At 45.7% G+C, this 23,084-nt stretch carries 25 protein-coding genes and 1 other annotated feature; of the genes, 21 read left to right on the plus strand and 4 right to left on the minus strand.

Features of this window, described 5'->3' with window-relative positions; genetic code table 11:
• Positions 1-4: 4 nt before the first annotated feature.
• Positions 5-691, plus strand: coding sequence for a DnaD domain-containing protein (locus FJR71_RS01640; RefSeq protein WP_140813914.1), 687 nt, complete (start codon positions 5-7; stop codon positions 689-691).
• Positions 692-727: 36 nt separating this feature from the next.
• Here FJR71_RS01640 and add read toward each other — a convergent pair whose 3' ends face one another.
• A complete protein-coding gene (gene add / locus FJR71_RS01645) occupies positions 728-1,747 on the minus strand; it encodes an adenosine deaminase (RefSeq protein ID WP_140813915.1) in 1,020 nt (339 codons plus the stop codon).
• A gap of 139 nt (positions 1,748-1,886) precedes the next feature.
• On the opposite strand from add, the gene yghU reads away from it, so the two are divergent.
• The 7 genes from yghU to rfbB all read left to right on the plus strand — a co-directional run bounded on the left by yghU (position 1,887) and on the right by rfbB (position 8,303).
• Positions 1,887-2,678, plus strand: a complete 792-nt coding sequence (yghU, locus tag FJR71_RS01650) for a glutathione-dependent disulfide-bond oxidoreductase (protein ID WP_048788926.1) — start codon at positions 1,887-1,889, stop codon at positions 2,676-2,678.
• Between the two features lie 81 nt (positions 2,679-2,759).
• Entirely contained in the window at positions 2,760-3,449 is a 690-nt protein-coding gene (locus FJR71_RS01655; RefSeq protein ID WP_048788927.1) for a tRNA (adenine(22)-N(1))-methyltransferase, read from the plus strand.
• Positions 3,436-4,233, plus strand: coding sequence for a Nif3-like dinuclear metal center hexameric protein (locus tag FJR71_RS01660; protein WP_048788928.1), 798 nt, complete (start codon positions 3,436-3,438; stop codon positions 4,231-4,233). The genes FJR71_RS01655 and FJR71_RS01660 overlap by 14 nt, the downstream gene beginning before the upstream one ends.
• Before the next feature lie 6 nt (positions 4,234-4,239).
• On the plus strand, positions 4,240-5,331 hold the full coding sequence (locus FJR71_RS01665; protein WP_398578233.1) for an NAD(P)/FAD-dependent oxidoreductase: 1,092 nt from the start codon (positions 4,240-4,242) through the stop codon (positions 5,329-5,331).
• 260 nt (positions 5,332-5,591) lie between these two features.
• A complete protein-coding gene (rfbA, locus tag FJR71_RS01670; protein WP_048788930.1) occupies positions 5,592-6,461 on the plus strand; it encodes a glucose-1-phosphate thymidylyltransferase RfbA in 870 nt (289 codons plus the stop codon).
• A complete protein-coding gene (locus tag FJR71_RS01675; protein WP_023022979.1) occupies positions 6,461-7,054 on the plus strand; it encodes a dTDP-4-dehydrorhamnose 3,5-epimerase family protein in 594 nt (197 codons plus the stop codon). The genes rfbA and FJR71_RS01675 overlap by 1 nt, the downstream gene beginning before the upstream one ends.
• 202 nt (positions 7,055-7,256) lie before the next feature.
• Entirely contained in the window at positions 7,257-8,303 is a 1,047-nt protein-coding gene (rfbB, locus tag FJR71_RS01680) for a dTDP-glucose 4,6-dehydratase (protein ID WP_023026717.1), read from the plus strand.
• 83 nt (positions 8,304-8,386) lie between these two features.
• Here rfbB and FJR71_RS01685 read toward each other — a convergent pair whose 3' ends face one another.
• Both FJR71_RS01685 and FJR71_RS01690 read right to left on the minus strand, forming a co-directional pair.
• Complete coding sequence (locus FJR71_RS01685) at positions 8,387-8,788, minus strand: DUF6556 family protein (RefSeq protein ID WP_048690238.1); 402 nt, start codon at positions 8,786-8,788, stop codon at positions 8,387-8,389.
• Between the two features lie 102 nt (positions 8,789-8,890).
• Positions 8,891-9,454: a hypothetical protein gene (locus FJR71_RS01690; RefSeq protein ID WP_048690241.1), complete on the minus strand. Its 564-nt coding sequence runs from the start codon at positions 9,452-9,454 to the stop codon at positions 8,891-8,893.
• A gap of 238 nt (positions 9,455-9,692) precedes the next feature.
• Between FJR71_RS01690 and FJR71_RS01695 the strand changes: the two genes are divergently transcribed.
• The 12 genes from FJR71_RS01695 (at position 9,693) to proC (ending at position 19,670) form a co-directional block, all read left to right on the plus strand.
• The gene (locus tag FJR71_RS01695) at positions 9,693-10,835 is read left to right on the plus strand and encodes a cysteine desulfurase family protein (RefSeq protein WP_048690244.1); all 1,143 of its coding nucleotides are present in this window, start codon (positions 9,693-9,695) and stop codon (positions 10,833-10,835) included.
• Positions 10,836-10,856: 21 nt separating this feature from the next.
• Positions 10,857-12,077: a tRNA uracil 4-sulfurtransferase ThiI gene (thiI, locus tag FJR71_RS01700; RefSeq protein WP_140813916.1), complete on the plus strand. Its 1,221-nt coding sequence runs from the start codon at positions 10,857-10,859 to the stop codon at positions 12,075-12,077.
• Between the two features lie 74 nt (positions 12,078-12,151).
• Positions 12,152-12,751 (plus strand): hypothetical protein, encoded by a 600-nt coding sequence (locus FJR71_RS01705; protein ID WP_140813917.1) that lies wholly within the window; start codon positions 12,152-12,154, stop codon positions 12,749-12,751.
• 106 nt (positions 12,752-12,857) lie between these two features.
• Positions 12,858-12,944, plus strand: a sequence feature (ribosomal protein L21 leader region).
• 33 nt (positions 12,945-12,977) lie between these two features.
• Positions 12,978-13,292: a 50S ribosomal protein L21 gene (gene rplU, locus FJR71_RS01710; protein ID WP_003007734.1), complete on the plus strand. Its 315-nt coding sequence runs from the start codon at positions 12,978-12,980 to the stop codon at positions 13,290-13,292.
• Positions 13,293-13,307: 15 nt separating this feature from the next.
• A complete protein-coding gene (locus FJR71_RS01715) occupies positions 13,308-13,652 on the plus strand; it encodes a ribosomal-processing cysteine protease Prp (RefSeq protein WP_140813918.1) in 345 nt (114 codons plus the stop codon).
• Positions 13,653-13,669: 17 nt separating this feature from the next.
• A complete protein-coding gene (gene rpmA / locus FJR71_RS01720) occupies positions 13,670-13,963 on the plus strand; it encodes a 50S ribosomal protein L27 (RefSeq protein ID WP_003002805.1) in 294 nt (97 codons plus the stop codon).
• 132 nt (positions 13,964-14,095) lie between these two features.
• The gene (locus FJR71_RS01725) at positions 14,096-14,998 is read left to right on the plus strand and encodes a LysR family transcriptional regulator (RefSeq protein ID WP_048690250.1); all 903 of its coding nucleotides are present in this window, start codon (positions 14,096-14,098) and stop codon (positions 14,996-14,998) included.
• Between the two features lie 3 nt (positions 14,999-15,001).
• Entirely contained in the window at positions 15,002-15,463 is a 462-nt protein-coding gene (lspA, locus tag FJR71_RS01730; protein WP_048690252.1) for a signal peptidase II, read from the plus strand.
• Positions 15,453-16,343 (plus strand): RluA family pseudouridine synthase, encoded by an 891-nt coding sequence (locus FJR71_RS01735; RefSeq protein WP_140813919.1) that lies wholly within the window; start codon positions 15,453-15,455, stop codon positions 16,341-16,343. Before lspA ends, FJR71_RS01735 begins: the two co-directional genes overlap by 11 nt.
• 141 nt (positions 16,344-16,484) lie before the next feature.
• Positions 16,485-17,594 (plus strand): glutamate 5-kinase, encoded by a 1,110-nt coding sequence (gene proB, locus FJR71_RS01740; protein WP_140813920.1) that lies wholly within the window; start codon positions 16,485-16,487, stop codon positions 17,592-17,594.
• 12 nt (positions 17,595-17,606) lie between these two features.
• Entirely contained in the window at positions 17,607-18,851 is a 1,245-nt protein-coding gene (locus FJR71_RS01745; RefSeq protein ID WP_140813921.1) for a glutamate-5-semialdehyde dehydrogenase, read from the plus strand.
• Positions 18,852-18,854: 3 nt separating this feature from the next.
• On the plus strand, positions 18,855-19,670 hold the full coding sequence (proC, locus tag FJR71_RS01750) for a pyrroline-5-carboxylate reductase (protein ID WP_140813922.1): 816 nt from the start codon (positions 18,855-18,857) through the stop codon (positions 19,668-19,670).
• A 438-nt stretch (positions 19,671-20,108) separates the two neighbouring features.
• Here proC and FJR71_RS01760 read toward each other — a convergent pair whose 3' ends face one another.
• Positions 20,109-21,632, minus strand: a complete 1,524-nt coding sequence (locus FJR71_RS01760; RefSeq protein ID WP_140813923.1) for an ATP-binding cassette domain-containing protein — start codon at positions 21,630-21,632, stop codon at positions 20,109-20,111.
• 319 nt (positions 21,633-21,951) lie between these two features.
• Between FJR71_RS01760 and hemW the strand changes: the two genes are divergently transcribed.
• On the plus strand, positions 21,952-23,082 hold the full coding sequence (gene hemW / locus FJR71_RS01765; protein WP_140813924.1) for a radical SAM family heme chaperone HemW: 1,131 nt from the start codon (positions 21,952-21,954) through the stop codon (positions 23,080-23,082).
• The last annotated feature ends 2 nt before the right edge of the window (positions 23,083-23,084 follow it).

Consider the following 23,084-nt stretch of genomic DNA (forward strand, 5'->3'; position numbering starts at 1 on the left):
TAGTATGACATATTCACAAGCATTTAAGTCGGGCAATTTGGTCTTACCAAGTGCCTTACTTTTCCATTATCACCATTTATTTAAAGACGCAGAGGATTTTCTGGTTTGGCAGTTCTTTTACTTGCAAAACACGACCAACCAAACCAGCCTCACACCTAATCAAATTGCAGATGCGATTGGTAAGTCTGTCGCAGAAGTTAACCAGTCCATGTCTCGCCTGACCAACCAAGGTTTGCTCCAATATCGGACCATTGAGCTAGATGGGGAGATTGAAGTTCTTTTTGATGCGACCATTGCCCTTGAACGCTTGGATGACTTGCTTCAAAGCAAGACAGAAGTAGCACAGCGAGGGCAAGACAAGCAAGCAGAAAATGAACTCGCTGATTTGGTCAAAACCTTTGAGCAGGAGTTGGGACGTTTATTGACGCCATTTGAAATCGAAGATTTGACGCAGACAGTCAAGCAGGACCAAACAGACCCTGATATTGTAAAGGCTGCCTTGAGAGAAGCTGTCTTTAATGGCAAGCCTCACTGGAAATATATCCAGGCCATCCTGCGCAATTGGCGACGGGAGGGCATTACCAGTTTGACACAATTAAAAATCAAACAACAAGAACGCGAAGCCCTTCAGCCTGAAAATGTCACAGTTTCAGATGATTTCTTACAGGCGATGGATTTGTGGAAAGATTAAAAAACTAGCACTTATTTGAGTGCTAGCTTTTTTCGTTTATAAATAGTCAGCGTAAGCCTTTTCTAGTTTGGCAAGGAGTTCTTGCTTTTCTTCGTCACTAGCAAAGGAAGCTTGGATGGCATCGACATTGTGCTGGTAAAAGTCAGCTGGCGTTGTTTGGAAGTGGCGATGGTAGAGGGCATATTCCTTGGTCAAATCCGTATCAGAGACGGTCCGGTTATCGGTGTTGATACTAATATGGGCTTGAGCTTCCTTCATCTTGAGGTAAGGGAAGTCCGCCACAGTGGCAGTAGCTTTGGTTTGAAGGTTACTGGTCAAGCAGAGCTCACCGGTGACCCCATTTTTCACAAACTCATTTAGAAGCTCTGGTTCATCCGCTAGCAAGGTCACGTGACCATTTCGTTTGATACCATAGGCCATGGATTGAGCGACATTGGCTGGGCAGTGGCACTCACCAGCATGCAGGGTCATGGGACGGTTGTATCTTTTGACCTGTTGGATGAGGGCATCAATGGCTTGTGGTGGATAGTGGTGTTCATCCCCAGCGAAGTCAAAGCCAACAAAATCCTGATCTCTAACTTGGTTGGCTTCTGCCAGGATACGAGAGGTGAGATCTTGATCGGACTGGCGCATGCCACAGACCAAGGCTTTCGCAACAATGCCAAATTCCTCCTGGGCTTGGCGTAGACCATCGCAGACAGCATCGATAGTTTCTGGGACAGTGAGCCCTTGGTCCATGGACAATTCTGGGGCAAAGCGCACCTCAATGTAGACGACATTTTCCAAAGCAGCTTGCTTGGCCACATCGTAAGCAGCAAGGGTCAAGGCTTCCTTGGTTTGGAGGAGCGGCCTTATGTAGTCAAAGGCTTCCAAATAGTCCAAGAGATTCTCACAGTGGGCAGGTGCAGTGACATGGTGCTTGAGCTCTTCATCGCTATCGGGGAGGTCAATATTGGCCTTGGATGCCAATTGGCGAATGGTCTGAAGCGACAAGGAACCGTCTAAGTGGCAGTGTAGTTCTGTCTTTGCCAAACTATGAAAGTCGATCGTGGACATGATTTTTCTCCTTCAAAAATGTATTTTTTCTATACTATCATTTTGCCAAGAAAAGTCAAGTAAAGCTAGCGTAGCAGATTTTTGAAACTAGCGACTGGATTTGATATGCTAGTAGTAACATAGACAAAGGAGAAAAGAGATGTCAGACTATCAATTACCAGAAGTATGGGAAGCACCGAGCCAGATGGGAGGAGCCTGGGGTGGCTTGAACCAACCAACAGCAGGTGCCCGCTTTGAACAAACTCTTCCAAAAGGCGACCAGCCTTTCCAACTCTATACCCTTCCAACACCTAATGGGATCAAGGCCACCATTATGCTGGAAGAATTAAAAGAGTTGGGAGTGGAAGCTGGTTATGATGCTTATCGGATTAAGATTGGCGAGGGAGATCAATTTGGCAGTGACTTTGTAGCCATCAATCCCAACTCAAAAATTCCAGCCATGTTGGATCAATCAGGCGACCAAGACATTCGGGTCTTTGAATCAGCCAATATTCTCTTGTATCTAGCAGAGAAATTTGGCCAATTAATCCCGTCTGATCCTGCTAAACGGACAGAAGTTCTCAACTGGCTCTTTTGGCAGACAGGTGCCGCGCCTTTTTTAGGCGGAGGATTTGGCCATTTCTTCCATTATGCTCCTGAGAGAATCGAGTATGCCATCAACCGTTTTGCTATGGAAGCTAAACGCCAATTGGACCTACTGGACAAGGAATTGGCGATTAAACCTTATATTGCAGGAGATGACTATACCATTGCGGATATTGCCATCTGGTCTTGGTATGGCCGTCTAGCCCAAGACAAGGTCTGGGACCGAGCAGGAATTTTCCTAGATGTGAAGGAATACAAGCATTTGCAAGCTTGGACAGAGAAAATTGCTAATCGCCCAGCTGTAAAACGTGGCTTGGAAGTAGAGTATAAGGAAATTAATGCATAAGAAAAGGGCGCCGTTGCGCCTTTTTTTAATGGTGCAAACATGGTATACTAAAGGATGGAATAAAAGTTTAGAAAGTAGCACATGGAATTTACAAAATTATCAAATCGCTTGGACTTGGTGGCTAGCTTCGTCCCAGCTGGAGCGCGTCTGTTGGACGTGGGGAGTGACCATGCTTATCTGCCAATCGCCCTCTTACAAGAAGGCAAGATTGAGGCTGCCATTGCTGGTGAAGTGGTTGAGGGACCCTATCAGTCTGCCCTCCAAAATGTCGCAGATAATGGCTTGGAGGACAAGATTGAGGTCCGTCTGGCCAATGGTTTGGCTGCCTTTGAACCAGCAGACGGCATTTCCTGTATCACCATTGCTGGCATGGGAGGACGCTTGATTGCTGATATCCTAGCAGCAGGTCTTGAAAAATTAGCCAATGTCTCTCGCTTGGTCCTACAGCCCAATAATCGGGAAGATGAACTGCGGGCTTGGTTAGTAGACCATGATTTCCGCATTGTTGATGAAGCAATCTTGGAAGAAAATGAGAAGTTCTATGAGATCCTCGTGGTGGAACAGGGTTCTCAAGAGTTGACAGCTATGGAACTGCGTTTTGGTCCCTATTTGATGCGGGAACAAGCTCCAGCATTTGTCCAAAAGTGGTCCAAGGAAGTAGAGAAATTAGCCTTTGCCTTGGAGCAGGTCCCAGTTGATAATCAATCTGCCAGAGCATCGTTAGAAGAGCGCATCGCACAAATCAAGGAGGTTCTACATGTTAGCAAGTGAAGTCATCAAACGCTATGAAGCCTATTGTCCTCAGGAGCTTTCCATGGAGGGAGATGTCCGTGGCCTACAGGTCGGCACGCTACAAAAAGACATCCAAAAGGTCATGGTGGCTCTGGATATCCGCGAGCAGACGGTGGCAGAAGCTATCGCCCATGGGGTGGACTTGATCATCGTCAAGCACGCGCCCATTTTCCGTCCCATCAAGGATTTGGTAGCCGATCGGGCCCAAAATCAAATCTATATCGATTTGATCAAGCATGATATCGCAGTCTACGTCAGCCATACCAATATTGACATTGTCCCAGATGGTCTCAACGATTGGTTCTGCCAACTTTTGGACATTGAAGATACAGAGCCCCTCAGTATAACAGGAGAAGAACTCGGAATCGGGCGCATCGGTCAGCTGTCCGCCCAAACCTTTGGTCAGTTGGCTGAAAAGGTCAAAGAAACTTTTGGCCTAGATGCTTTGCGCTTGGTCAGTTATGACCAGACTGATTTGGATCGGGTTGTTGCGCGTGTCGCCATCTGTGGAGGAAGTGGCCAGTCCTTTTACAAGGATGCTCTCGCTAAAGGAGCTGAGGTCTATATCACAGGAGATATCTACTACCACACGGCTCAAGACATGCTGAGCGATGGGCTCTTGGCCTTGGATCCAGGGCACCATATCGAGGTTCTCTTTGTCTCGAAACTAGTAGAAAAGCTCAATCAGTGGAAAGCTGAAGAAGCGTGGGAGATTGAAGTGATTGGCAGTCAAGCCAGTACCAATCCTTTTTACCATATCTAAGGGGCCATCATGAAAGTTGCCATTATCGGTGCAGGGATCGTAGGGTCTACTGCCGCCTATTATTTATCCAAAGAAGCACAAGTGGATCTGACCGTCTATGACCATGGAGTCGGCCAAGCAACTAAGGCAGCGGCAGGCATTATCAGCCCTTGGTTTTCCAAACGGCGGAATAAGGCCTGGTATCGTCTGGCTCGTCTGGGAGCTGATTTTTACCAAGAATTGGTAGAGGACCTGGCCAAGGACGGAATCGAAACAGACTTTTACCAGCAGACAGGGGTCTATCTCCTTAAGAAGAAGGAAGAGAAATTAGATGAACTCTATCAGTTGGCGCTGAGTCGACGGGAAGAATCTCCCTTAATCGGAGACTTATCGATTTTGACCACAGAAGAAGTGGCCCAGCAATTCCCAGGTCTGCAAGGGTTTGAGAATCTCCTTTATTCATCAGGTGGGGCCCATGTAGAGGGAGCCCTTCTAACGGAAACCCTTCTAAAGGCAAGTGGGGCAAGAGTCATCAAGGAAGAGGTTGCTCTTTCCGCCTCGGATCATGGCTATCAGATAGCAGGAGAAAGCTATGACCAAGTTATCCTAGCGACAGGAGCCTGGCTGAGTCAGGTGCTCGAGCCACTTGGCTACCAAGTCGATGTCCGTCCCCAAAAAGGACAGTTGCGGGATTATCAGCTAGACTTAGTTACTGATGATTATCCCGTGGTCATGCCTGAAGGAGAGTTGGATATCATTCCCTTCCAAAATGGCAAAATCAGTATGGGCGCTACCCATGAGAATGAGATGGGCTTTGACCTGACGGTTGATCAAGTTCTGCTAAATCAGATGGAAACAGAAGCCTTGGCCTACTATCCAGAACTAGCTCAAGCGACAGTTGTCGGCGAGCGCGTGGGTACTCGGGCCTACACCAGTGACTTTTCACCATTTTGGGGAGCTGTTCCTGATCAAGCAGGCCTCTATGTCGCTAGTGGACTAGGTTCGTCCGGCCTCACAACGGGTCCCCTCATTGGTTGGCATCTAGCCCAACTAGTGGCAGGAGGAAAGGTGCGCTTGGATCCAGCAGATTATCCAGTTGATCAGTATGTGAAGAAGTAGGCTGGGACAAAAGTCCTAGCCTCTCAATTTTCTTTGGATTGTCGAGCAAGACGAAGTGGTTGAGTGGGCTCTACTACAAGGTAAGGTTTTCAGACGGCTCAGTCAAGGAGCAGTAATCTATTTGAATCATGAGTAAGACCAATGCTAACAATTCTACAACTCTCATCTCCGGTCATCACCTTGCAACACAAATGCAAGGTGACTTTTTTATATAAACATGATAAAATAAGGGTAATGACTACGTAGAAAGGCCTAACATTATGAAAGGTATTATTTTAGCCGGTGGTTCGGGGACTCGTTTGTATCCTTTGACCCGTGCCGCTTCCAAACAGTTGATGCCCATTTATGACAAACCAATGATCTACTACCCATTGTCAACTCTTATGTTGGCAGGGATCAAAGAAATCTTGATTATCTCAACTCCGCAAGATCTTCCTCGTTTTGAAGAGCTTCTTGGAGATGGTTCTGAACTTGGTATTTCCCTCTCTTATGCAGAACAACCAAGTCCAGACGGCTTGGCACAAGCCTTTATCATTGGTGAAGAGTTCATTGGTGACGATCATGTTGCCCTCGTTCTTGGAGATAATATCTTCCATGGAAATGGCTTAACCAAGATGTTGCAACGGGCTGAAGCAAAAGAAAAAGGAGCGACTGTCTTTGGTTACCAAGTCAAAGATCCAGAACGCTTCGGTGTGGTAGAGTTTGATTCGGATATGAACGCCATCTCTATCGAAGAAAAACCAGAACATCCAAAATCGAATTTTGCAGTGACTGGACTTTACTTCTATGACAATGATGTGGTAGAAATTGCCAAAAACATCAAACCAAGTCCTCGTGGCGAGCTTGAAATCACTGATGTCAACAAGGCTTATTTGGAGCGTGGAGATCTCTCTGTTGAGCTCATGGGCCGCGGCTTTGCTTGGTTGGATACGGGAACTCACGAAAGTCTCTTGCAGGCTTCTCAATATATCGAGACTGTTCAACGCTTGCAAAACGTCCAAGTTGCCAACCTTGAAGAAATCGCCTATCGCATGGGCTATATCACCAAAGAACAAGTCCATGAATTGGCGCAACCTCTTAAGAAAAATGAATACGGACAATACTTGCTCCGTTTGATTGGAGAAGTTTAATGACAGAACAATTTTTCGGAAAAGAATTAGCAGCCCGCAAGATTGAAGCCATCCCAGGTTTGATGGAGTTTGATATTCCAGTTCATGGGGACAACCGTGGTTGGTTCAAGGAAAACTTCCAAAAGGAAAAAATGCTTCCTCTTGGCTTCCCTGAAAGCTTCTTTGCCGAAGGCAAGTTGCAAAATAACGTTTCTTTCTCGCGCAAGCATGTCTTACGTGGTCTGCATGCAGAACCTTGGGACAAGTACATTTCTGTGGCAGATGAAGGAAAGGTTCTTGGCACTTGGGTAGACCTTCGTGAAGGTGAAACATTTGGGAACACCTATCAAACTGTGATCGATGCCTCTAAAGGGATTTTTGTTCCTCGTGGCGTAGCCAATGGTTTCCAAGTTTTGTCTGACAAAGTAGCCTACAGCTATTTGGTCAATGACTACTGGGCATTGGAGCTCAAGCCAAAATATGCTTTTGTCAACTATGCAGACCCAAGCCTAGACATCCAATGGGAAAACTTGGAAGAAGCAGAAGTCTCAGAAGCAGATAAGAACCACCCATTGCTCAAAGACGTCAAACCCCTAAAAGCAGAAGATTTGTAAAAATAAACCTTGCACAGTATTTTTGCGACTGCAAGGAGCTTGGTAGGATTGTTCCTGCCCTAGTGGAAACAAGATTGCCGTAGGGAATCTTGTAGGGAAATCCGGAGACATGGGCTCCGGATTTAGCCATGAAACCGAAGGGTTGCTGGCGTCCCTCACTAGCCAAAGGAACAATCAAAACTAAAAACTATTTGGAGAAAAAATGACTGAATACAAAAACATCATCGTAACCGGTGGCGCTGGTTTCATCGGTTCAAACTTCGTACACTATGTCTACAACAACCATCCAGACGTGCATGTGACTGTCCTTGACAAACTCACTTACGCAGGTAACCGTGCCAACATCGAAGAAATCCTTGGGGACCGTGTTGAATTGGTTGTGGGTGACATTGCTGACGCAGCATTGGTTGACCAACTGGCTGCTAAGGCTGATGCGATCGTTCACTATGCAGCTGAAAGCCACAATGACAATTCATTGAATGACCCATCACCATTTATCCATACAAACTTCATTGGTACCTACACACTCTTGGAAGCTGCTCGTAAATACGATATTCGTTTCCACCACGTGTCAACAGACGAAGTGTATGGAGACCTTCCATTGCGTGAAGATCTCCCTGGACATGGGGAAGGTCCTGGTGAAAAATTCACTGCTGAAACCAAATACAACCCATCATCACCTTATTCATCAACCAAGGCTGCTTCAGACTTGATTGTGAAAGCTTGGGTACGTTCATTTGGTGTCAAAGCAACGATTTCTAACTGTTCAAACAACTACGGACCATACCAACACATCGAAAAATTCATCCCACGTCAAATCACCAATATCTTGTCTGGCATCAAGCCAAAACTTTATGGTGAAGGGAAGAACGTCCGTGACTGGATCCACACTAACGACCACTCAACTGGTGTTTGGGCTATCCTCACTAAAGGCCGTATCGGTGAAACTTACCTGATCGGTGCCGATGGTGAAAAGAACAACAAAGAAGTGCTTGAGCTCATCCTTGAAAAAATGGGACAACCAAAAGATGCTTACGACCGTGTAACAGACCGTGCTGGTCACGATTTGCGTTACGCTATTGATTCAACAAAATTGCGTGAAGAATTAGGTTGGGAACCACAATTCACAAACTTCGAAGCAGGTTTGGAAGAAACCATTAAGTGGTATACAGATAACCAAGACTGGTGGAAAGCCGAAAAAGAAGCTGTCGAAGCCAACTATGCGAAGACACAAGAAGTGATCAAATAAAATCAAGCCTCTATCAGTCAGGATTTCTGGCCGACAGAGGCTTTTCTATTTTAGAAACAAAAAAAGACCAAACGGTCTTTTTTTTACTGGTTAGCAGATGATTCAGTATCTGTAGCAGATGGTGTTGTGTCTGCAGGAGCTTCACTGGCACTGGTTTCTGCCTGTGAAGAATCGGTTTGTTCAGAGCTTGATTCGGATGCTTGGTTGCTGCTAGCACTGGTGTCCGTTCCGGTAGCACTTGAATCAGTAGCAGATCCATCCTTTTCATGGACAACCACAACGCTAGTGGAGCCATCTTTTTTCTCCTCTGTCTTAGTTGTCGGTTTCATGATACTGTAAATAGTAAAGGAAGTAACGATAATCCCGAGAAGACTAGCAATCGTTGCGACAATCATCTGGAATAAAGAAAGGCTCTGTTTCACTTTTTCGCTTCTTGATGGTTTGTTGCTGTCTTGGTGTTTTTCTTTTCGTGAGTATTGTGACATAATCTGTTTCCTCTTCATTTCATATTTGGTTCTTTTATGTGAACACTTTAGTCATTATACGTTATTTTTATGAAAATGTCTAAGAAGAAATGAAAGAGGTTTTTAAAATTTCAAATTGCTTTCAAACTGGACGCTTTGAGTCTCGCTTGCTTCAGAGGACGTTTCAAAGTTTGCCTGTCCTTTTTCAGAGACGGAAATTGCTTGGTTTGTTTGACTAGGCTGGCTGATGATTTCATGGTTACTAAAACTAGAGGAGTCATTAGGAGAGATAAACTGGCCATTCGCCTGAATCTCTATCTTGTTTGGATCCGGGATAGAGTAGTCAATTTTACCCTTGAATTCCTTGGTTTTTGAAATCACTTTTACATCTTTGACACGGATAATACGACGGAACCAGCCATTGTATTCGACCAAGCAATTGAATTCGATGTGGCTATCGGATTCACCAGGGATTGGTTGGATAAGGCTCATTTCTCGGAGACTGCCTTCATCTTCCCTAAAGTAAGGTGGCTTCTCCAAGGGCTGTTGTAGGTCACACTGTCCTTTACCGTGACAGGCTAGTCGGGCAGAAGGGAGGGCAAATGGAAGTGGTGGTAGGACAGTGAGCAGTCCTCCAATAGCAAGACTTCCAGCTAGGGCAATGGAAAAATAGATCGGTCGTTTCATGCTTGTCTCCTTGTAACTTCAATCCGTTCCAGTTCTGGACTTGAGTAGGTCATAAAAAACAACAGGGGATCTTGTAAGCGTTTTACAAAACTCTCCATCTTCATCATAAGCTATTTTGAGAAATTTACAAGTTTTCTGTCTGAAACTAGGAACAAAATGAAGCCTGCCAAATCCTTGTCCCTCCAACCTATAAATGTTACAATAAGATGATTGAAAATTGACTAGGAGAGTGTGGAAGATGATTTACTTTGATAATTCAGCAACAACCAAACCTTATCCAGAAGCCTTGGCTACCTACACAGAAGTCGCAAGCAAAATTTGGGGCAATCCCTCCAGCTTGCACAACCTGGGAAGTCAAGCGACTCGGATCTTGGAGGCATCTCGTAAGCAGATTGCTTCCCTCCTAGGCAAGAAAGCAGAAGAAATCTATTTCACCTCAGGTGGAACTGAAGGAGACAACTGGGCGATCAAGGGAGTTGCTTTTGAAAAAGCTCCTTATGGAAAGCATATCATTGTCTCAGCTATTGAGCATCCGGCTGTGAAGGAATCAGCCCTCTGGCTACAAGGTCAAGGATTTGAAGTGGATATTGCTCCAGTTGATGCGCGTGGCTTTGTCCAAGTAGAAGAGTTGGAAAAACTCTTGCGCCCTGATACAACCCTCGTTTCTATCATGGCAGTTAATAACGAAGTAGGTTCTATCCAGCCTATTCAAGCCATTGCGGATCTATTGGCAGATCGTCCGACCATCACCTTCCATGTCGATGGCGTTCAGGCGCTGGCTAAGGTTTCAACCGCTCTCTACCTGCCAGAACGGGTGGATCTAGCCACCTTCTCCAGTCACAAGTTCCATGGACTTCGTGGGGTTGGTTTCCTCTATCTCAAAGAAGGCAAAAAGATCAGTCCCCTCTTAACAGGTGGCGGACAAGAAAAGGACCTTCGTTCGACGACTGAGAACTTAGCTGGAATTGCAGCGACTGCCAAGGCCTTGCGCTTGGCGATGGAGCGTCAAGAGGACTTTGAACGCAAGTGCCATCAGTTGAAGGAAGTTATTCGTGAAGAATTAGCCCACTATCCAGATGTGACTGTCTTCTCAGGAGATGAGGGCTTTGCACCCCATATCTTGACTTTCGGCATCAAGGGTGTGCGAGGAGAAGTCATCGTCCACGCTTTCGAAGAGTATGAGATTTATATCTCGACAACCTCTGCCTGCTCTTCCAAGGCTGGCAAACCAGCTGGAACCCTGATTGCTATGGGAGTCGATAAGGCTCTGGCACAAACAGCAGTCCGCCTCAGTCTTGATCTCGAAAATGACATGAGTCAGGTCGAGCAATTTTTGACCAAGTTCAAACTGATTTATGAAAAAACACGTAAGGTGCGTTAAGGAAAAGAAAAGGAAGTTACTATGCCATTAACTTATTCAGAAATTATGATCCGCTATGGGGAGCTTTCTACTAAAGGAAAGAACCGGATGCGCTTTATTAATAAATTGCGCAATAATATCTCAGATGTCTTGTCTATTTACCCAGCTGTCAAAGTGACAGCCGATCGGGACCGAGCCCATGCCTATCTAAATGGAACGGATTATGAACAGGTAGCTGAATCCCTCAAACAGGTCTTCGGGATTCAAAATTTTTCACCCGTTTACAAGATTGAAAAATCAGTCTCAGCCTTGATTTCAGCCGTTCAAGAAATCATGCAGGATATTTACCAAGAAGGGATGACCTTCAAGATTTCCAGCAGACGAAGTGACCATTCTTTTGAGTTGGATAGCCGTGAGCTCAACCAAACCTTGGGTGGCGCTGTCTTTGAAGCGATCCCAAGTATCCAAGCCCAAATGAAAAAACCGGATATCAACCTCCAAGTAGAGATCCGGGAAGAAGCAGCCTATATCTCTTATGAAACCATTAAGGGAGCAGGTGGTCTGCCAGTTGGGACGTCTGGTAAAGGCATGCTCATGCTATCTGGTGGGATTGATTCTCCAGTAGCGGGTTACCTAGCCTTGAAGCGTGGTGTGGACATTGAAGCGGTTCACTTTGCTAGCCCGCCTTATACCAGCCCGGGTGCGCTGAAAAAAGCCCACGATTTAACTCGTAAATTGACTAAGTTTGGGGGCAATATCCAATTTATCGAGGTACCTTTTACTGAGATTCAAGAAGAGATTAAAGCCAAGGCGCCGGAAGCTTATCTCATGACTCTGACCCGTCGCTTTATGATGCGCATTACAGACCGTATCCGTCAAATTCGTGGTGGCTTAGTCATCATCAATGGGGAAAGTCTTGGTCAGGTTGCCAGCCAAACACTGGAGAGCATGCAGGCTATCAATGCCGTGACCAATACGCCCGTCATTCGTCCAGTGGTGACTATGGACAAGTTGGAGATTATCGATATCGCCCAAGCCATTGATACCTTTGAAATCTCTATCCAGCCTTTCGAAGATTGCTGTACCATCTTTGCACCGGATCGTCCAAAGACTAATCCGAAACTCAAAAATGCGGAGCAGTATGAGCAACGTATGGATGTGGAAGCTTTAGTTGAGCGTGCGGTAGCAGGCATCATGATTACTGAGATCAAACCACAAGCAGAGACTGATGAAGTTGACGAGCTGATTGAAGGGCTGTTGTAGGAGTTTAGAAGTAGCTTTTTACTGAAAGAATCTAGAATTGTATCCATTAATGCTGAAGATAAGAGGGGGTATTTATGAACGAATGGGATTCCTTTTTGAGTGGGCTCATGGGAGCATTGTCTTGGAAAGATGGACAAGATAATGCTTTGCTGTTTGGAATGCCCAGTTGGACTTATTTACTTGGTCTCTTAGTTCATTTTCAGATTTTCCTGAGCTTGTATGCTCTCTTATTTTGGGGATTTCATTTAAGTATTAAGGAAGCTGGCTCTGTCAAGAGGGCCATGAGAAATAAATGGGAAATCATACGTCAAAGCCATAAAAGTAAGGGCAGAGCTATTTTTGTTACAATAATTGGCTCTCTTCCTATATTTATTATCTTTCCTGCTTATGAAGGATATCGTGTGACCAATGGTGTTTGGCGCTACAATTATTTTACTAATCAGACAACCGAGCTAAAAACGGCTTTAGTTACTGGTGTTGATACGGAGACAGGAGGAAGCAAGTCTACCTATTCTCGAATTACCTTCACTATTACGGTTGATGGGAAAGAGCGAAATGTCAATGTTTCAGATAGTAATAAAAGTCTTGCCAGATCAGCTAAAAAACATTTGAAGCCTCCGATAGCTATTGAGGTTCATGTCAATCAAGAAGGGCAGATTGTATATTTGAAATAAATGGAAGTAAAGAATGAGGCTATTTACTTGAAAATCCGTTTTCATTAAATGAAATCACTTGCCAAAGGTTAGTAGAAGTGCTATACTTAGAGAGTTGACTATGCACATGCCTGTGCAACCGCTCGATCATCGTTGCTCATCCTTTGAGCTTAAGTGGTTCGTCCCACGATGCTAGGCGAGTCTTCACAAAATACGGGGAAACCCAAAAATACATAGGAGGTGCATAATGAGCACATACGCAATCATTAAAACTGGCGGAAAACAAGTTAAAGTTGAAGTTGGTCAAGCAGTCTACGTTGAAAAATTGAACGTTGAAGCTGGTCAAGAAGTTACATTTAACGAAGTTGTTCTTGTTGGTGGTGAAAACACTGTTGTCGGAACTCCACTTGTTTCAGGAGCTACTGTTGTTGGAACTGTTGAAAAACAAGGAAAACAAAAGAAAGTTGTTACTTACAAGTACAAACCTAAAAAAGGTAGCCACCGTAAACAAGGTCACCGTCAACCTTACACTAAAGTTGTCATCAACGCAATCAACGCTTAATTTTTAGGAGAACACATGATACAAGCAGTCTTTGAACGAGCCGAAGATGGCGAGCTGAGGAGTGCAGAAATTACTGGTCACGCCGAAAGTGGCGAATACGGCTTAGATGTCGTGTGTGCATCGGTTTCTACGCTTGCCATTAACTTTGTCAACTCAGTTGAGAAATTTGCAGGCTATGAACCGGAACTAGAATTAAACGAAGAAGAGGGTGGCTTCATGCGGGTCTCAATCCCGACAGACATTCCACCTCATCAAAGAGAAATGACCCAACTATTCTTTGAATCATTTTTCTTAGGGATGGCAAACTTATCGGAGAACTCATCCGAGTTCGTCCAAACAAGAGTTATCACAGAAAACTAACATGGAGGAAAACAATTATGTTGAAATTGAATCTTGCTAACTTGCAACTTTTCGCCCACAAAAAAGGTGGAGGTTCTACATCAAACGGACGTGATTCACAAGCTAAACGTCTTGGAGCTAAAGCAGCTGATGGACAAACTGTAACAGGTGGATCTATCCTTTACCGTCAACGCGGTACTCACATCTACCCAGGTGTGAACGTTGGACGTGGTGGAGACGATACTTTGTTCGCTAAAGTTGAAGGCGTAGTACGCTTCGAACGCAAAGGTCGCGATAAGAAACAAGTTTCTGTTTACCCAATCGCAAAATAAAAAGCGAAGAAACGGATTCAAAAACTCTCTGATTCATCAGAGAGTTTTTTTATGCACTCTTGATAAAACCCCATCTTTTTTCATCCTCTAGATTATGGTATAATGGAGTGATATTGTTAGAAGGAAGAAGACATGAATATTCAACAATTACGCTATGTTGTCGCGATTGCCAATAGTGGTACTTTTCGTGAAGCAGCTGAAAAAATGTATGTCAGTCAGCCGAGTCTGTCCATCTCTGTGAGAGACTTGGAGAAGGAACTGGGCTTTAAGATTTTCCGTCGGACTAGTTCAGGGACTTTCTTGACCCGCCGCGGGATGGAATTTTATGAAAAGGCCCAAGAATTGGTCAAGGGCTTTGATGTTTTTCAAAACCAGTATGCCAATCCTGAGGAAGAAAAGAAGGAATTCTCGATCTCGAGTCAGCACTATGATTTCCTTCCTCCTTTGATTACCCAATTCTCAGTCCTTTATCCGGAGAACAAAGACTTCCGAATCTTTGAGTCGACAACGGTTCAAATCCTGGATGAAGTGGCTCAGGGTCATAGTGAACTGGGGATTATCTACCTCAATAAGCAAAATACAAAAGGGATCATGCAACGGGTGGATAAACTGGGCTTGGAAGTCGTTGACCTGATTCCTTTCCAGACCCATATCTATTTGCGCAAGGGCCATCCATTAGCTAAGAAAGAATCCTTAGTGATGGAGGACTTGGCACACCTACCGACTGTTCGCTTTACCCAGGAAAAGGATGAATATCTCTACTATTCGGAGAACTTTGTCGATACGAGTAGCAGTTCCCAGCTCTTCAATGTGACGGACCGCGCAACCCTGAATGGGATTTTAGAGCGGACCGATGCCTATGCGACCGGTTCTGGCTTCTTGGATAGCCAGTCGGTGAATGGCATTACCGTTATCCCCTTGATCGATGATCTGAATAATAAAATGGTCTATGTCAAGCGGGAAGAGGTAGATCTCTCACCGGTAGCTGAGAAGTTTGTCCAAGTTATGGAAGCCTACTTTGATGAGAAGAGGTAGGTAATGAAGAGAAAAGTAAGTATTTTTATTAGTATCCTCCTCTTGATCCTCCTAGATCAAGCGGTGAAGGGATATGTTGTCAAGGAGATCCCGTTAGGGGGTATGCGTCGCTTCATTCCCAAAGTTGTTAGTTTGACCTACCTCAAGAATTCTGGAGCGGCCTTCTCCATGTTAGAAAACCAACAGTGGTTCTTTACCATCATTACCCTGATTGCGATGGGAGCAGCCTTTGTCTATCTCTATCGTCATATCGAAGGTTCCATTTGGCTCTTGTTGGGATTGACCTTGATTATTTCAGGGGGAATCGGCAACTTTATTGACCGGCTCCGTCAGGGCTTTGTCGTCGATATGTTCCACTTGGATTTTATGAATTTTGCCATCTTCAATGTAGCAGATATCTATTTAAGCATTGGGGTGGGACTGCTACTGATTTATCTTTTGAGAGAGGAGAGCCATGGAAGTTAGAGTAGAAGTCGCAGGAGCGCGACTGGATAAGGCAGTCTCAGAGTTGACTGAACTCTCACGTGGCTTGGCCAATGAGCAGATCAAGGAAGGAAAAATCCTCGTCAACGGTCAAGTCAAAAAGGCTAAGTATACTGTAAAAGAAGGGGATGTTATCAGCTACGAAGTTCCTCAAGTGGAAGAAGTGACCTACGAGGCAGAAGATATTCCCTTAGAGATTGTCTATCAAGACGCGGATGTCGCAGTGGTCAACAAGCCCCAGGGCATGGTGGTCCATCCGAGTGCCGGTCATACCAGTGGGACCTTGGTCAATGCCCTCATGTATCACATCAAAGACTTGTCAGGGATCAATGGGGAGCTTCGTCCAGGAATCGTCCATCGGATTGACAAGGACACCTCTGGCCTTCTCATGGTGGCTAAGAATGATGCAGCTCATGTAGCCTTGGCAGATGAGCTCAAGGCTAAGAAGTCCCTGCGCAAGTATTGGGCCATTGTCCACGGCAATCTTCCCAACGATCGAGGTGTGATTGAGGCGCCGATTGGACGGAGTGACAAGGACCGCAAGAAGCAGGCTGTGACAGCCAAAGGAAAACCAGCTCTGACCCGTTTCCATGTCTTAGAGCGTTTCGGGGATTATAGCTTGGTCGAGCTGCAATTGGAGACAGGTCGGACCCACCAGATTCGGGTTCACATGGCCTACATTGGCCATCCGGTCGCTGGTGATGAAGTCTATGGCCCTCGCAAGACTTTGAAAGGCCATGGCCAGTTCCTCCATGCCAAGACACTGGGCTTTACCCATCCTCGGACGGGAGAAGTCATGGAGTTCTCAGTGGAGGTACCGGAGATTTTCCAAGAAACCTTGGAGCAGCTCCGTCAAGGATAAGCATTCAATCATCAAAACGAGTTTACCTACTGTGGTTAAACTCGTTTTTTTGTGGGGAAACGGCACTCCTGATCTGCTCTTAGTAATTTTTAAGGCTTTCATGGTATAATGTTACAATCGAATACTCTGGAGAATGAATGGATGAAGAATAAGCGAATTGTGTTTAAGGTAGGGACCTCTTCCCTGACCAATCAAGATGGAAGCTTGTCTCGGAGCAAGGTCAAGGCCATCACCCAGCAACTGGCTCTTTTACATGAGCAAGGGCATGAATTGATTTTGGTATCTTCGGGTGCGGTTGCGGCTGGATTTGGTGCACTGGGCTTCAAGAAACGCCCGACCAAGATTGCGGACAAGCAGGCTTCTGCAGCAGTTGGCCAAGGGTTGCTGTTAGAAGAATATACCTCTAATCTACTGGTACGCGACATCGTATCTGCCCAGGTCCTCTTGACCCAGGATGACTTTGTCGATCAACGCCGCTATAAAAATGCCCACCAGGCCCTTTCTGTCCTCTTGCAAAGAGGGGCCATTCCGATTATCAATGAGAACGATACAGTTTCGATTGAAGAACTCAAGGTTGGAGACAACGATACCCTGAGTGCCCAAGTGGCGGCTATGGTCCAGGCAGATCTCTTGGTCTTGCTGACGGATGTGGATGGACTCTATACAGGGCATCCTCAAAAGGATCCGACTGCCAAACGTTTGGAACGGATCGATTCAATCAGCAAGGACATTATCGAGATGGCCGGTGGAGCAGGCTCAAGTAATGGGACAGGAGGCATGCTGACAAAAATTAAAGCAGCCACCATTGCCACAGAGTCAGGAGTTCCTGTTTACATCTGTTCATCCTTGAAAGAAGACGCTCTTCTAGAAGCGGCAGAGAAAACTCAGGATGGCAGCTATTTTACAGCTCAGGATAAGTTTTTGCGCAATCAGAAACAATGGCTGGCCTTCTATGCGCCTAGTCAAGGGTCTGTATGGCTGGACCAAGGAGCGGTTAAGGCTGTCAAAGAAGAGGGTAAGAGTATCCTTGTGTCTGGTGTGGTAAAGGTTGAGGGAGCCTTCTCTTTCTCCGATATTATCACGGTTCATGATGCAGAGACTGGACAGGTCATTGGGAAAGGGCGTACCCGCTTAGGTGCTGCTGCCATTAAGGATTTGCTCCATGGGCAAAAGCCAAAGGGCATCGTCATTCACCGGGATGATTGGATTACCATCACACCTGAGGTAGAACTCTTATTTACAGAATTTTAAAGGAGGGATTAGATGGAGACGATCGATCAGATTCGCCTGGCTAAACAGGCCAAAAAAAGTATTAATACTGCAACAAGTGATGAGAAAAATAAAGCCTTAAGAGCGATGGCCGACGCCTTGGTTGATGCCACAGCTGACATTTTGGCTGCTAATCAATTGGATATGGAAGCAGCTCAGGGCCGGATTTCTGAGGTAATGCTGGATCGCCTGCTTTTGACAGAAGAGCGGATTCAAGCCATGGCTGATGGGATTCTCCAAGTGGCTGCCCTACCCAATCCAGTGGGAGAACTCTTAGAGGAGCGGACCCTGGAGAACGGTTTGGTCATTCAGAAGAAACGAGTGGCCATGGGGGTCATTGGGATTATTTATGAAAGTCGTCCTAATGTGACCTCTGATGCAGCAGCCTTGGCCCTGAAAAGTGGGAGTGCTGTTGTCTTGCGCAGTGGCAAGGATGCCTATCAGACAGCCCATGCCATCGTTAGTGCCTTAAAAACAGGCTTGCAAGCGACCACTATTGATCCTGCTGTCCTCCAGTTGGTCGAAGATACCAGTCGGGAGAGCAGTCTGGTCATGATGAAGGCCAAGGGGGATCTAGACCTTCTTATTCCACGTGGGGGAGCTGGCTTGATCCAGGCAGTCGTAGAGCAAGCAATTGTCCCTGTGATTGAGACAGGGACTGGGATTGTTCACGTCTATATCGATCAAACGGCAGATTTAGACAAGGCTCTCAGTATCATTCAGAATGCCAAGACCAGCCGACCATCTGTCTGCAATGCTATGGAAGTCCTCTTGGTGCATGAAGCTATTGCAGGTGACTTTCTGCCACTAGTGAAGAAAGTCTTGGTAGACGAGGCTCCAGTACCAGTGGAGATGCGCTTGGATGCTCAAGCCCAGCAAATCATTAACGGTTCACCAGCTTCTGAGACTGACTTTGATACGGAATTCTTAGATTATGTCATGGCTGTCAAGGTCGTCCCTTCTGTAGAAGAAGCCATTGCTCATATCGAAGCCCACAGTACTCACCATTCAGATGCCATTGTCTCTGAAGATGCGACAGCCATTGAACTCTTCAGCAACCAGGTAGACTCGGCGGCCGTTTATGTCAATGCTTCGACCCGCTTCACAGATGGCGGAGAGTTTGGCCTAGGCTGTGAGATGGGCATCTCGACCCAGAAGTTGCATGCGCGTGGTCCCATGGGCTTGCGTGAGCTGACCAGTTATAAGTATCTGGTTACTGGAAATGGTCAAGTGAGGTAAGTCATGAAAGTAGCATTTATCGGACTTGGAAATATGGGAGCCAGTCTGGCCAAAGCGGTCGCAAAAGAAGTAGCAGCTACAGACCTACTTTTGGTCAACCGCTCCCCTCAAAAGGTGGAAGAATTCATCAAACAGTTTGGGGGAACAGTGTCTGATCTTGAACAGGCCTTTAAAGAGGCGGAGGTCATCTTCTTAGGGGTCAAACCCTACCAGATCTGTCCTCTCCTAGAAGAGTATCAAGGAATCTTGGTTCAACGCTCCAATCTCTTGCTGGTGTCCATGGCTGCAGGCCTGGAGCTAGAAAAAATGGCTGATGTGATCCAGAATGACCAGGTGGGTCTCATCCGCATCATGCCCAATACGCCCGTAGCCATTGGTCAAGGGGTTATCAGTCTGGCTCGCTCTCAAGCAGTGACAGATCAGCAAGTAGCCCAAGTCAACCAGCTCTTAGCAGGAGCAGGGGCTCTCTACGAAATCGAGGAAACATTAATGGATCCTGCAACGGCTGTTGCAGGCTGTGGTCCAGCCTTTGTCTATCAGATGATTGAAGCTATGGCAAATGCAGGAGTAAGCTTAGGGCTTACTCGAGAGCAAGCCTTGCAAATGGCGGCCCAGACCTTCCAAGGAGCTAGTCAAATGGTCCTAGAGACAGGCGAGCACCCAGCCCGCTTGCGAGATGCAGTTTGTAGCCCAGGTGGCTCTACCATCGCAGGAGTCAATCGCTTAGAACAAGTCGGCTTACGGGGGAACATCATTGCAGGACTGGAAGCAGCCTACAAACGCACCCAAGAAATGGGACAAGAGGCAGGACAAAATTAGATAAAATAATTGGTCAAAACCAAGTTTGGAGAACATTGACAAACTGTTCTTTCATACAAATCTAACAAATTAAGAATTATCCAATCCTCTATTGAAACTTTCCGCCGTGAGAAAAGTGAGAGTGGGACAGAAATCGGTAATTCGTTAGAATTCGATTTCGTCGTCCCACCTCCGCACAGTTGAGTAGGACTGTGAAAGCTGATGAAATCAGCGTAGTAGAGCCCACTCAACCACTGCGTCTTGCTCGACAATGCAAAGACAATTGAGAGGCTAGGACTTTTGTCCCAGCCTCACTCGGGAGTTTTGAAACCTTGGGTTCAAAACTAAGTCATGGAACTTCTACGAAGTTCGCTGACGTCCGTTCTTACCTAAGGAAAGTTTCTAAGAGGACTTCATTTTCAATTTAAAAGATTGGTTTTCTGGCCAATCTTTTTTACGTTAGAGAGCCTCCATCTCTACCAAACCATTTTCCGTCAGACGATAGATTTTTTGGCAGACTTCTTTGAGGAAGGTCCGGTCGTGGGAGACTGTAACCAGTCCGCCTGGGTAGTCTGCGAAAAGGCGTCGAATTTCTGGTTGGGAAGTGGGGGAAAAATTGCGGGTAGGCTCGTCCAAGAGTAGAAATTGGGGACTTGTGAGCACTAGTTGTAGGAGAAAGAGTTTTCCTTGCTGGCCACCAGAAAGTTCAGAGATCGGATGGTGCATTTCAGAATAGGTAAAGTTGAGGGAGGCTAAATGCAATTGAATGGTGTTGATTTCTTCGCGATCACTTGAATGCTGTAGAAATTGAACGGGTGTCTGAGTCAGAGGGAGGCGCTCAGTGTAATCTTGAGGCATATAGGCAGTGCGGATGCTCTCATTCTTTTGTAAGAGGTTCCATATCATTTTTAGGAAAGTGGATTTCCCTACACCGTTAGAACCGATAATCCCTATCTTATCTTGCCCTTGAAGAGTAAGGGAGAGGTTCTTGACTAGGACCCGGTCACCAATTGTGAGCTCTTCCTGATCTAAGAGAAGGACTCGTTTTTGAGGAGACAAGGGAGTGAGGGAAGGGAAATGCAGATTGATGATTTCCTCATCATAGGGTTGGGAAGTCATGGATTGGAATTCTCGCTCGTAGCGCTTTTCTTGTGAGAGGAGGGACTTCATTTTCTTTGCCAGGAGACGTCCAGCAGTGCTATCCTTAGTGTTTCGTAAGGATGTTTCAACTTGCTGACGGACGCGGCGATGCTTCTCCATTGTTTTCTTGTAGGTTCGTTGATCATTAGCAGCTTGCTGAGTCTGTTGCTTGAATTGTTGCTCCCTCTGCCTACTGTATTCTTGATAGCCTAGGTGCTCTACAATGGTTTCAGCCTCCTTGCGGTGTTTGATCTGTCTTAGATGGATGATCGTATCCGCCGTCTGCGTCAAAAAATCCTCATGATGGGAAATATATAGAATGGTTTGGGGGCTCGTTTGGATCATCTGCTGGAGCCAGTCCAGGGTTTCCAAATCCAGATCGTTTGAAGGTTCATCTAAAAATAGCAATTCATGAGGACGACAAAGTTCGTGAAGTAGTTGGACTTTGAGAGCTTCTCCTCCAGATAAACTTCCAATAGCTTGGCTGCTTGCAAAGCGGTCACTATCAAATTGCAATTGATCAGCCAGTCTGTAGAGGGTGGCATAGTCTAGCTCGTCCTCTCCAAAAAAATATTCTTCCAAGGTTATTCCCTTCAAGGCTTCCGGTAATGCTTGGGGAATATAGGCATAGGAGTGAAAGGAAGTGGTGATTTCCCCTTCTATGCTCAGATAATCTGGTAGAGATTTTGGGGACATGAGGACGTGAAGCAAGGAAGATTTTCCATTTCCTTCTTCGCCAATAATAGCAACTTTTTCTCCTTCACGAATGGTTAGGGATAGATCGCGAACCAAATCGCGTAAATCTTTTGTATGGCGGATAGTGAGGTGGGATAGTTTTAGCATAAGATTCCTTTCTACTGGGACAAAAAAACAGCTCTACTTATTTAGTAGAGCTGTATTCAAGTGGAACCCAAGCAGAAAAAGACCTAATATAGCCAACAAGAAGTTGGAGAATAGGCAAGAGGGTACACAAAAAGAGATAGAACAAGCAGTCCACTAAATAAAGTATCTTATTTAACGAAACTTAGTTGTTCATATCTCCTTACCTCCGAATGTGATTAGCTTTATTCTATTCCTTTCATTCTTTCTTGTCAAGGAAATCCTTGCTTTACCCTCTCTTTTCTACTCGGGCTTTGGTGCGAAATGTGGTATAATAAAGGTTATGCAAGCTAAACCGTCCTCTGCCTATGTGCATATTCCATTTTGTACCCAGATTTGTTATTATTGTGACTTTTCGAAGGTTTTTATCAAGAATCAGCCGGTCGATGCCTATCTGGAACACCTAATCCAGGAGACTCGGTCATATGAGATTGGCAAACTCCGGACCCTTTACATCGGTGGAGGGACCCCGACAGCTCTATCTGCCCAGCAACTGGCCTATCTCTTGACAGAATTGCCCAAGGTCATGGACCTATCGGAGGTAGAGGAGTTTACCATCGAGGCCAATCCTGGAGATTTGGATCCGGATAAGATCGCAGTTCTCAAGGACTCTCAGGTCAATCGGGTCTCTCTGGGGGTTCAAACCTTTGATAATAAGATGTTGAAGAAGATTGGGCGGAGCCACCAGGAGCAGGATATTTATGACAATATCCGCCATCTCAAGCAGGCTGGCTTTGACAATATTTCCATTGACTTGATCTATGCTCTGCCCGGTCAGACCATGGACCAGGTCAAGGAAAATGTCGCTAAGGCGATCGATTTGGACATTCCCCATATGAGCCTCTATAGCTTGATTTTAGAGAACCACACGGTCTTTATGAATCGGATGAGACGGGGCAAGCTTCCTCTACCGAAAGAAGAGCTGGAAGCAGAGATGTTTGAGTACATCATTGAAGAGTTGGAAAAAGCAGGCTTTGAGCATTATGAGATTTCCAATTTCTCCAAGCCTGGCTTTGAAAGTCGCCACAATCTGGTCTACTGGGATAATGCAGAATACTATGGTCTAGGAGCAGGAGCTTCTGGCTATGTGGACGGGATTCGCTACAAGAATCATGGACCTATCCGGCATTATCTAGAGGCTGTTGAAGCAGGTAAGGCTCGAATCACAGAGGAACACCTGACAATGGAAGAGAAGATGGAAGAGGAGTTGTTCCTCGGTCTACGGAAAAAGACAGGTGTGTCCAAGGCACGTTTTGAAGAAAAATTCGGTGTCTCCTTTAACCAACGCTATGGACTAGTGGTGGCCAGTCTGACGGAGCAGGGCCTTTTGGTTCCAGATGACAAGCAAGTTCGGATGACCAAGAGAGGTTTGTTTCTTGGTGATACCGTAGCAGAGAAATTTATATTGGAGTAAAA

This window comes from Streptococcus xiaochunlingii (genome assembly GCF_006385805.1).
GTDB classification, from domain to species: domain Bacteria; phylum Bacillota; class Bacilli; order Lactobacillales; family Streptococcaceae; genus Streptococcus; species Streptococcus xiaochunlingii.

Bases quoted from the DNA above. Each gene is read 5' to 3' on its own strand.
- FJR71_RS01640 (WP_140813914.1), top strand. From the start codon at position 5: ATGACATATTCACAAGCATTTAAGTCGGGCAATTTGGTCTTACCAAGT.
- add (WP_140813915.1), bottom strand. From the start codon at position 1,747: ATGTCCACGATCGACTTTCATAGTTTGGCAAAGACAGAACTACACTGC.
- yghU (WP_048788926.1), top strand. From the start codon at position 1,887: ATGTCAGACTATCAATTACCAGAAGTATGGGAAGCACCGAGCCAGATG.
- FJR71_RS01655 (WP_048788927.1), top strand. From the start codon at position 2,760: ATGGAATTTACAAAATTATCAAATCGCTTGGACTTGGTGGCTAGCTTC.
- FJR71_RS01660 (WP_048788928.1), top strand. From the start codon at position 3,436: ATGTTAGCAAGTGAAGTCATCAAACGCTATGAAGCCTATTGTCCTCAG.
- rfbA (WP_048788930.1), top strand. From the start codon at position 5,592: ATGAAAGGTATTATTTTAGCCGGTGGTTCGGGGACTCGTTTGTATCCT.
- FJR71_RS01675 (WP_023022979.1), top strand. From the start codon at position 6,461: ATGACAGAACAATTTTTCGGAAAAGAATTAGCAGCCCGCAAGATTGAA.
- rfbB (WP_023026717.1), top strand. From the start codon at position 7,257: ATGACTGAATACAAAAACATCATCGTAACCGGTGGCGCTGGTTTCATC.
- FJR71_RS01685 (WP_048690238.1), bottom strand. From the start codon at position 8,788: ATGTCACAATACTCACGAAAAGAAAAACACCAAGACAGCAACAAACCA.
- FJR71_RS01690 (WP_048690241.1), bottom strand. From the start codon at position 9,454: ATGAAACGACCGATCTATTTTTCCATTGCCCTAGCTGGAAGTCTTGCT.
- FJR71_RS01695 (WP_048690244.1), top strand. From the start codon at position 9,693: ATGATTTACTTTGATAATTCAGCAACAACCAAACCTTATCCAGAAGCC.
- thiI (WP_140813916.1), top strand. From the start codon at position 10,857: ATGCCATTAACTTATTCAGAAATTATGATCCGCTATGGGGAGCTTTCT.
- FJR71_RS01705 (WP_140813917.1), top strand. From the start codon at position 12,152: ATGAACGAATGGGATTCCTTTTTGAGTGGGCTCATGGGAGCATTGTCT.
- rplU (WP_003007734.1), top strand. From the start codon at position 12,978: ATGAGCACATACGCAATCATTAAAACTGGCGGAAAACAAGTTAAAGTT.
- FJR71_RS01715 (WP_140813918.1), top strand. From the start codon at position 13,308: ATGATACAAGCAGTCTTTGAACGAGCCGAAGATGGCGAGCTGAGGAGT.
- rpmA (WP_003002805.1), top strand. From the start codon at position 13,670: ATGTTGAAATTGAATCTTGCTAACTTGCAACTTTTCGCCCACAAAAAA.
- FJR71_RS01725 (WP_048690250.1), top strand. From the start codon at position 14,096: ATGAATATTCAACAATTACGCTATGTTGTCGCGATTGCCAATAGTGGT.
- lspA (WP_048690252.1), top strand. From the start codon at position 15,002: ATGAAGAGAAAAGTAAGTATTTTTATTAGTATCCTCCTCTTGATCCTC.
- FJR71_RS01735 (WP_140813919.1), top strand. From the start codon at position 15,453: ATGGAAGTTAGAGTAGAAGTCGCAGGAGCGCGACTGGATAAGGCAGTC.
- proB (WP_140813920.1), top strand. From the start codon at position 16,485: ATGAAGAATAAGCGAATTGTGTTTAAGGTAGGGACCTCTTCCCTGACC.
- FJR71_RS01745 (WP_140813921.1), top strand. From the start codon at position 17,607: ATGGAGACGATCGATCAGATTCGCCTGGCTAAACAGGCCAAAAAAAGT.
- proC (WP_140813922.1), top strand. From the start codon at position 18,855: ATGAAAGTAGCATTTATCGGACTTGGAAATATGGGAGCCAGTCTGGCC.
- FJR71_RS01760 (WP_140813923.1), bottom strand. From the start codon at position 21,632: ATGCTAAAACTATCCCACCTCACTATCCGCCATACAAAAGATTTACGC.
- hemW (WP_140813924.1), top strand. From the start codon at position 21,952: ATGCAAGCTAAACCGTCCTCTGCCTATGTGCATATTCCATTTTGTACC.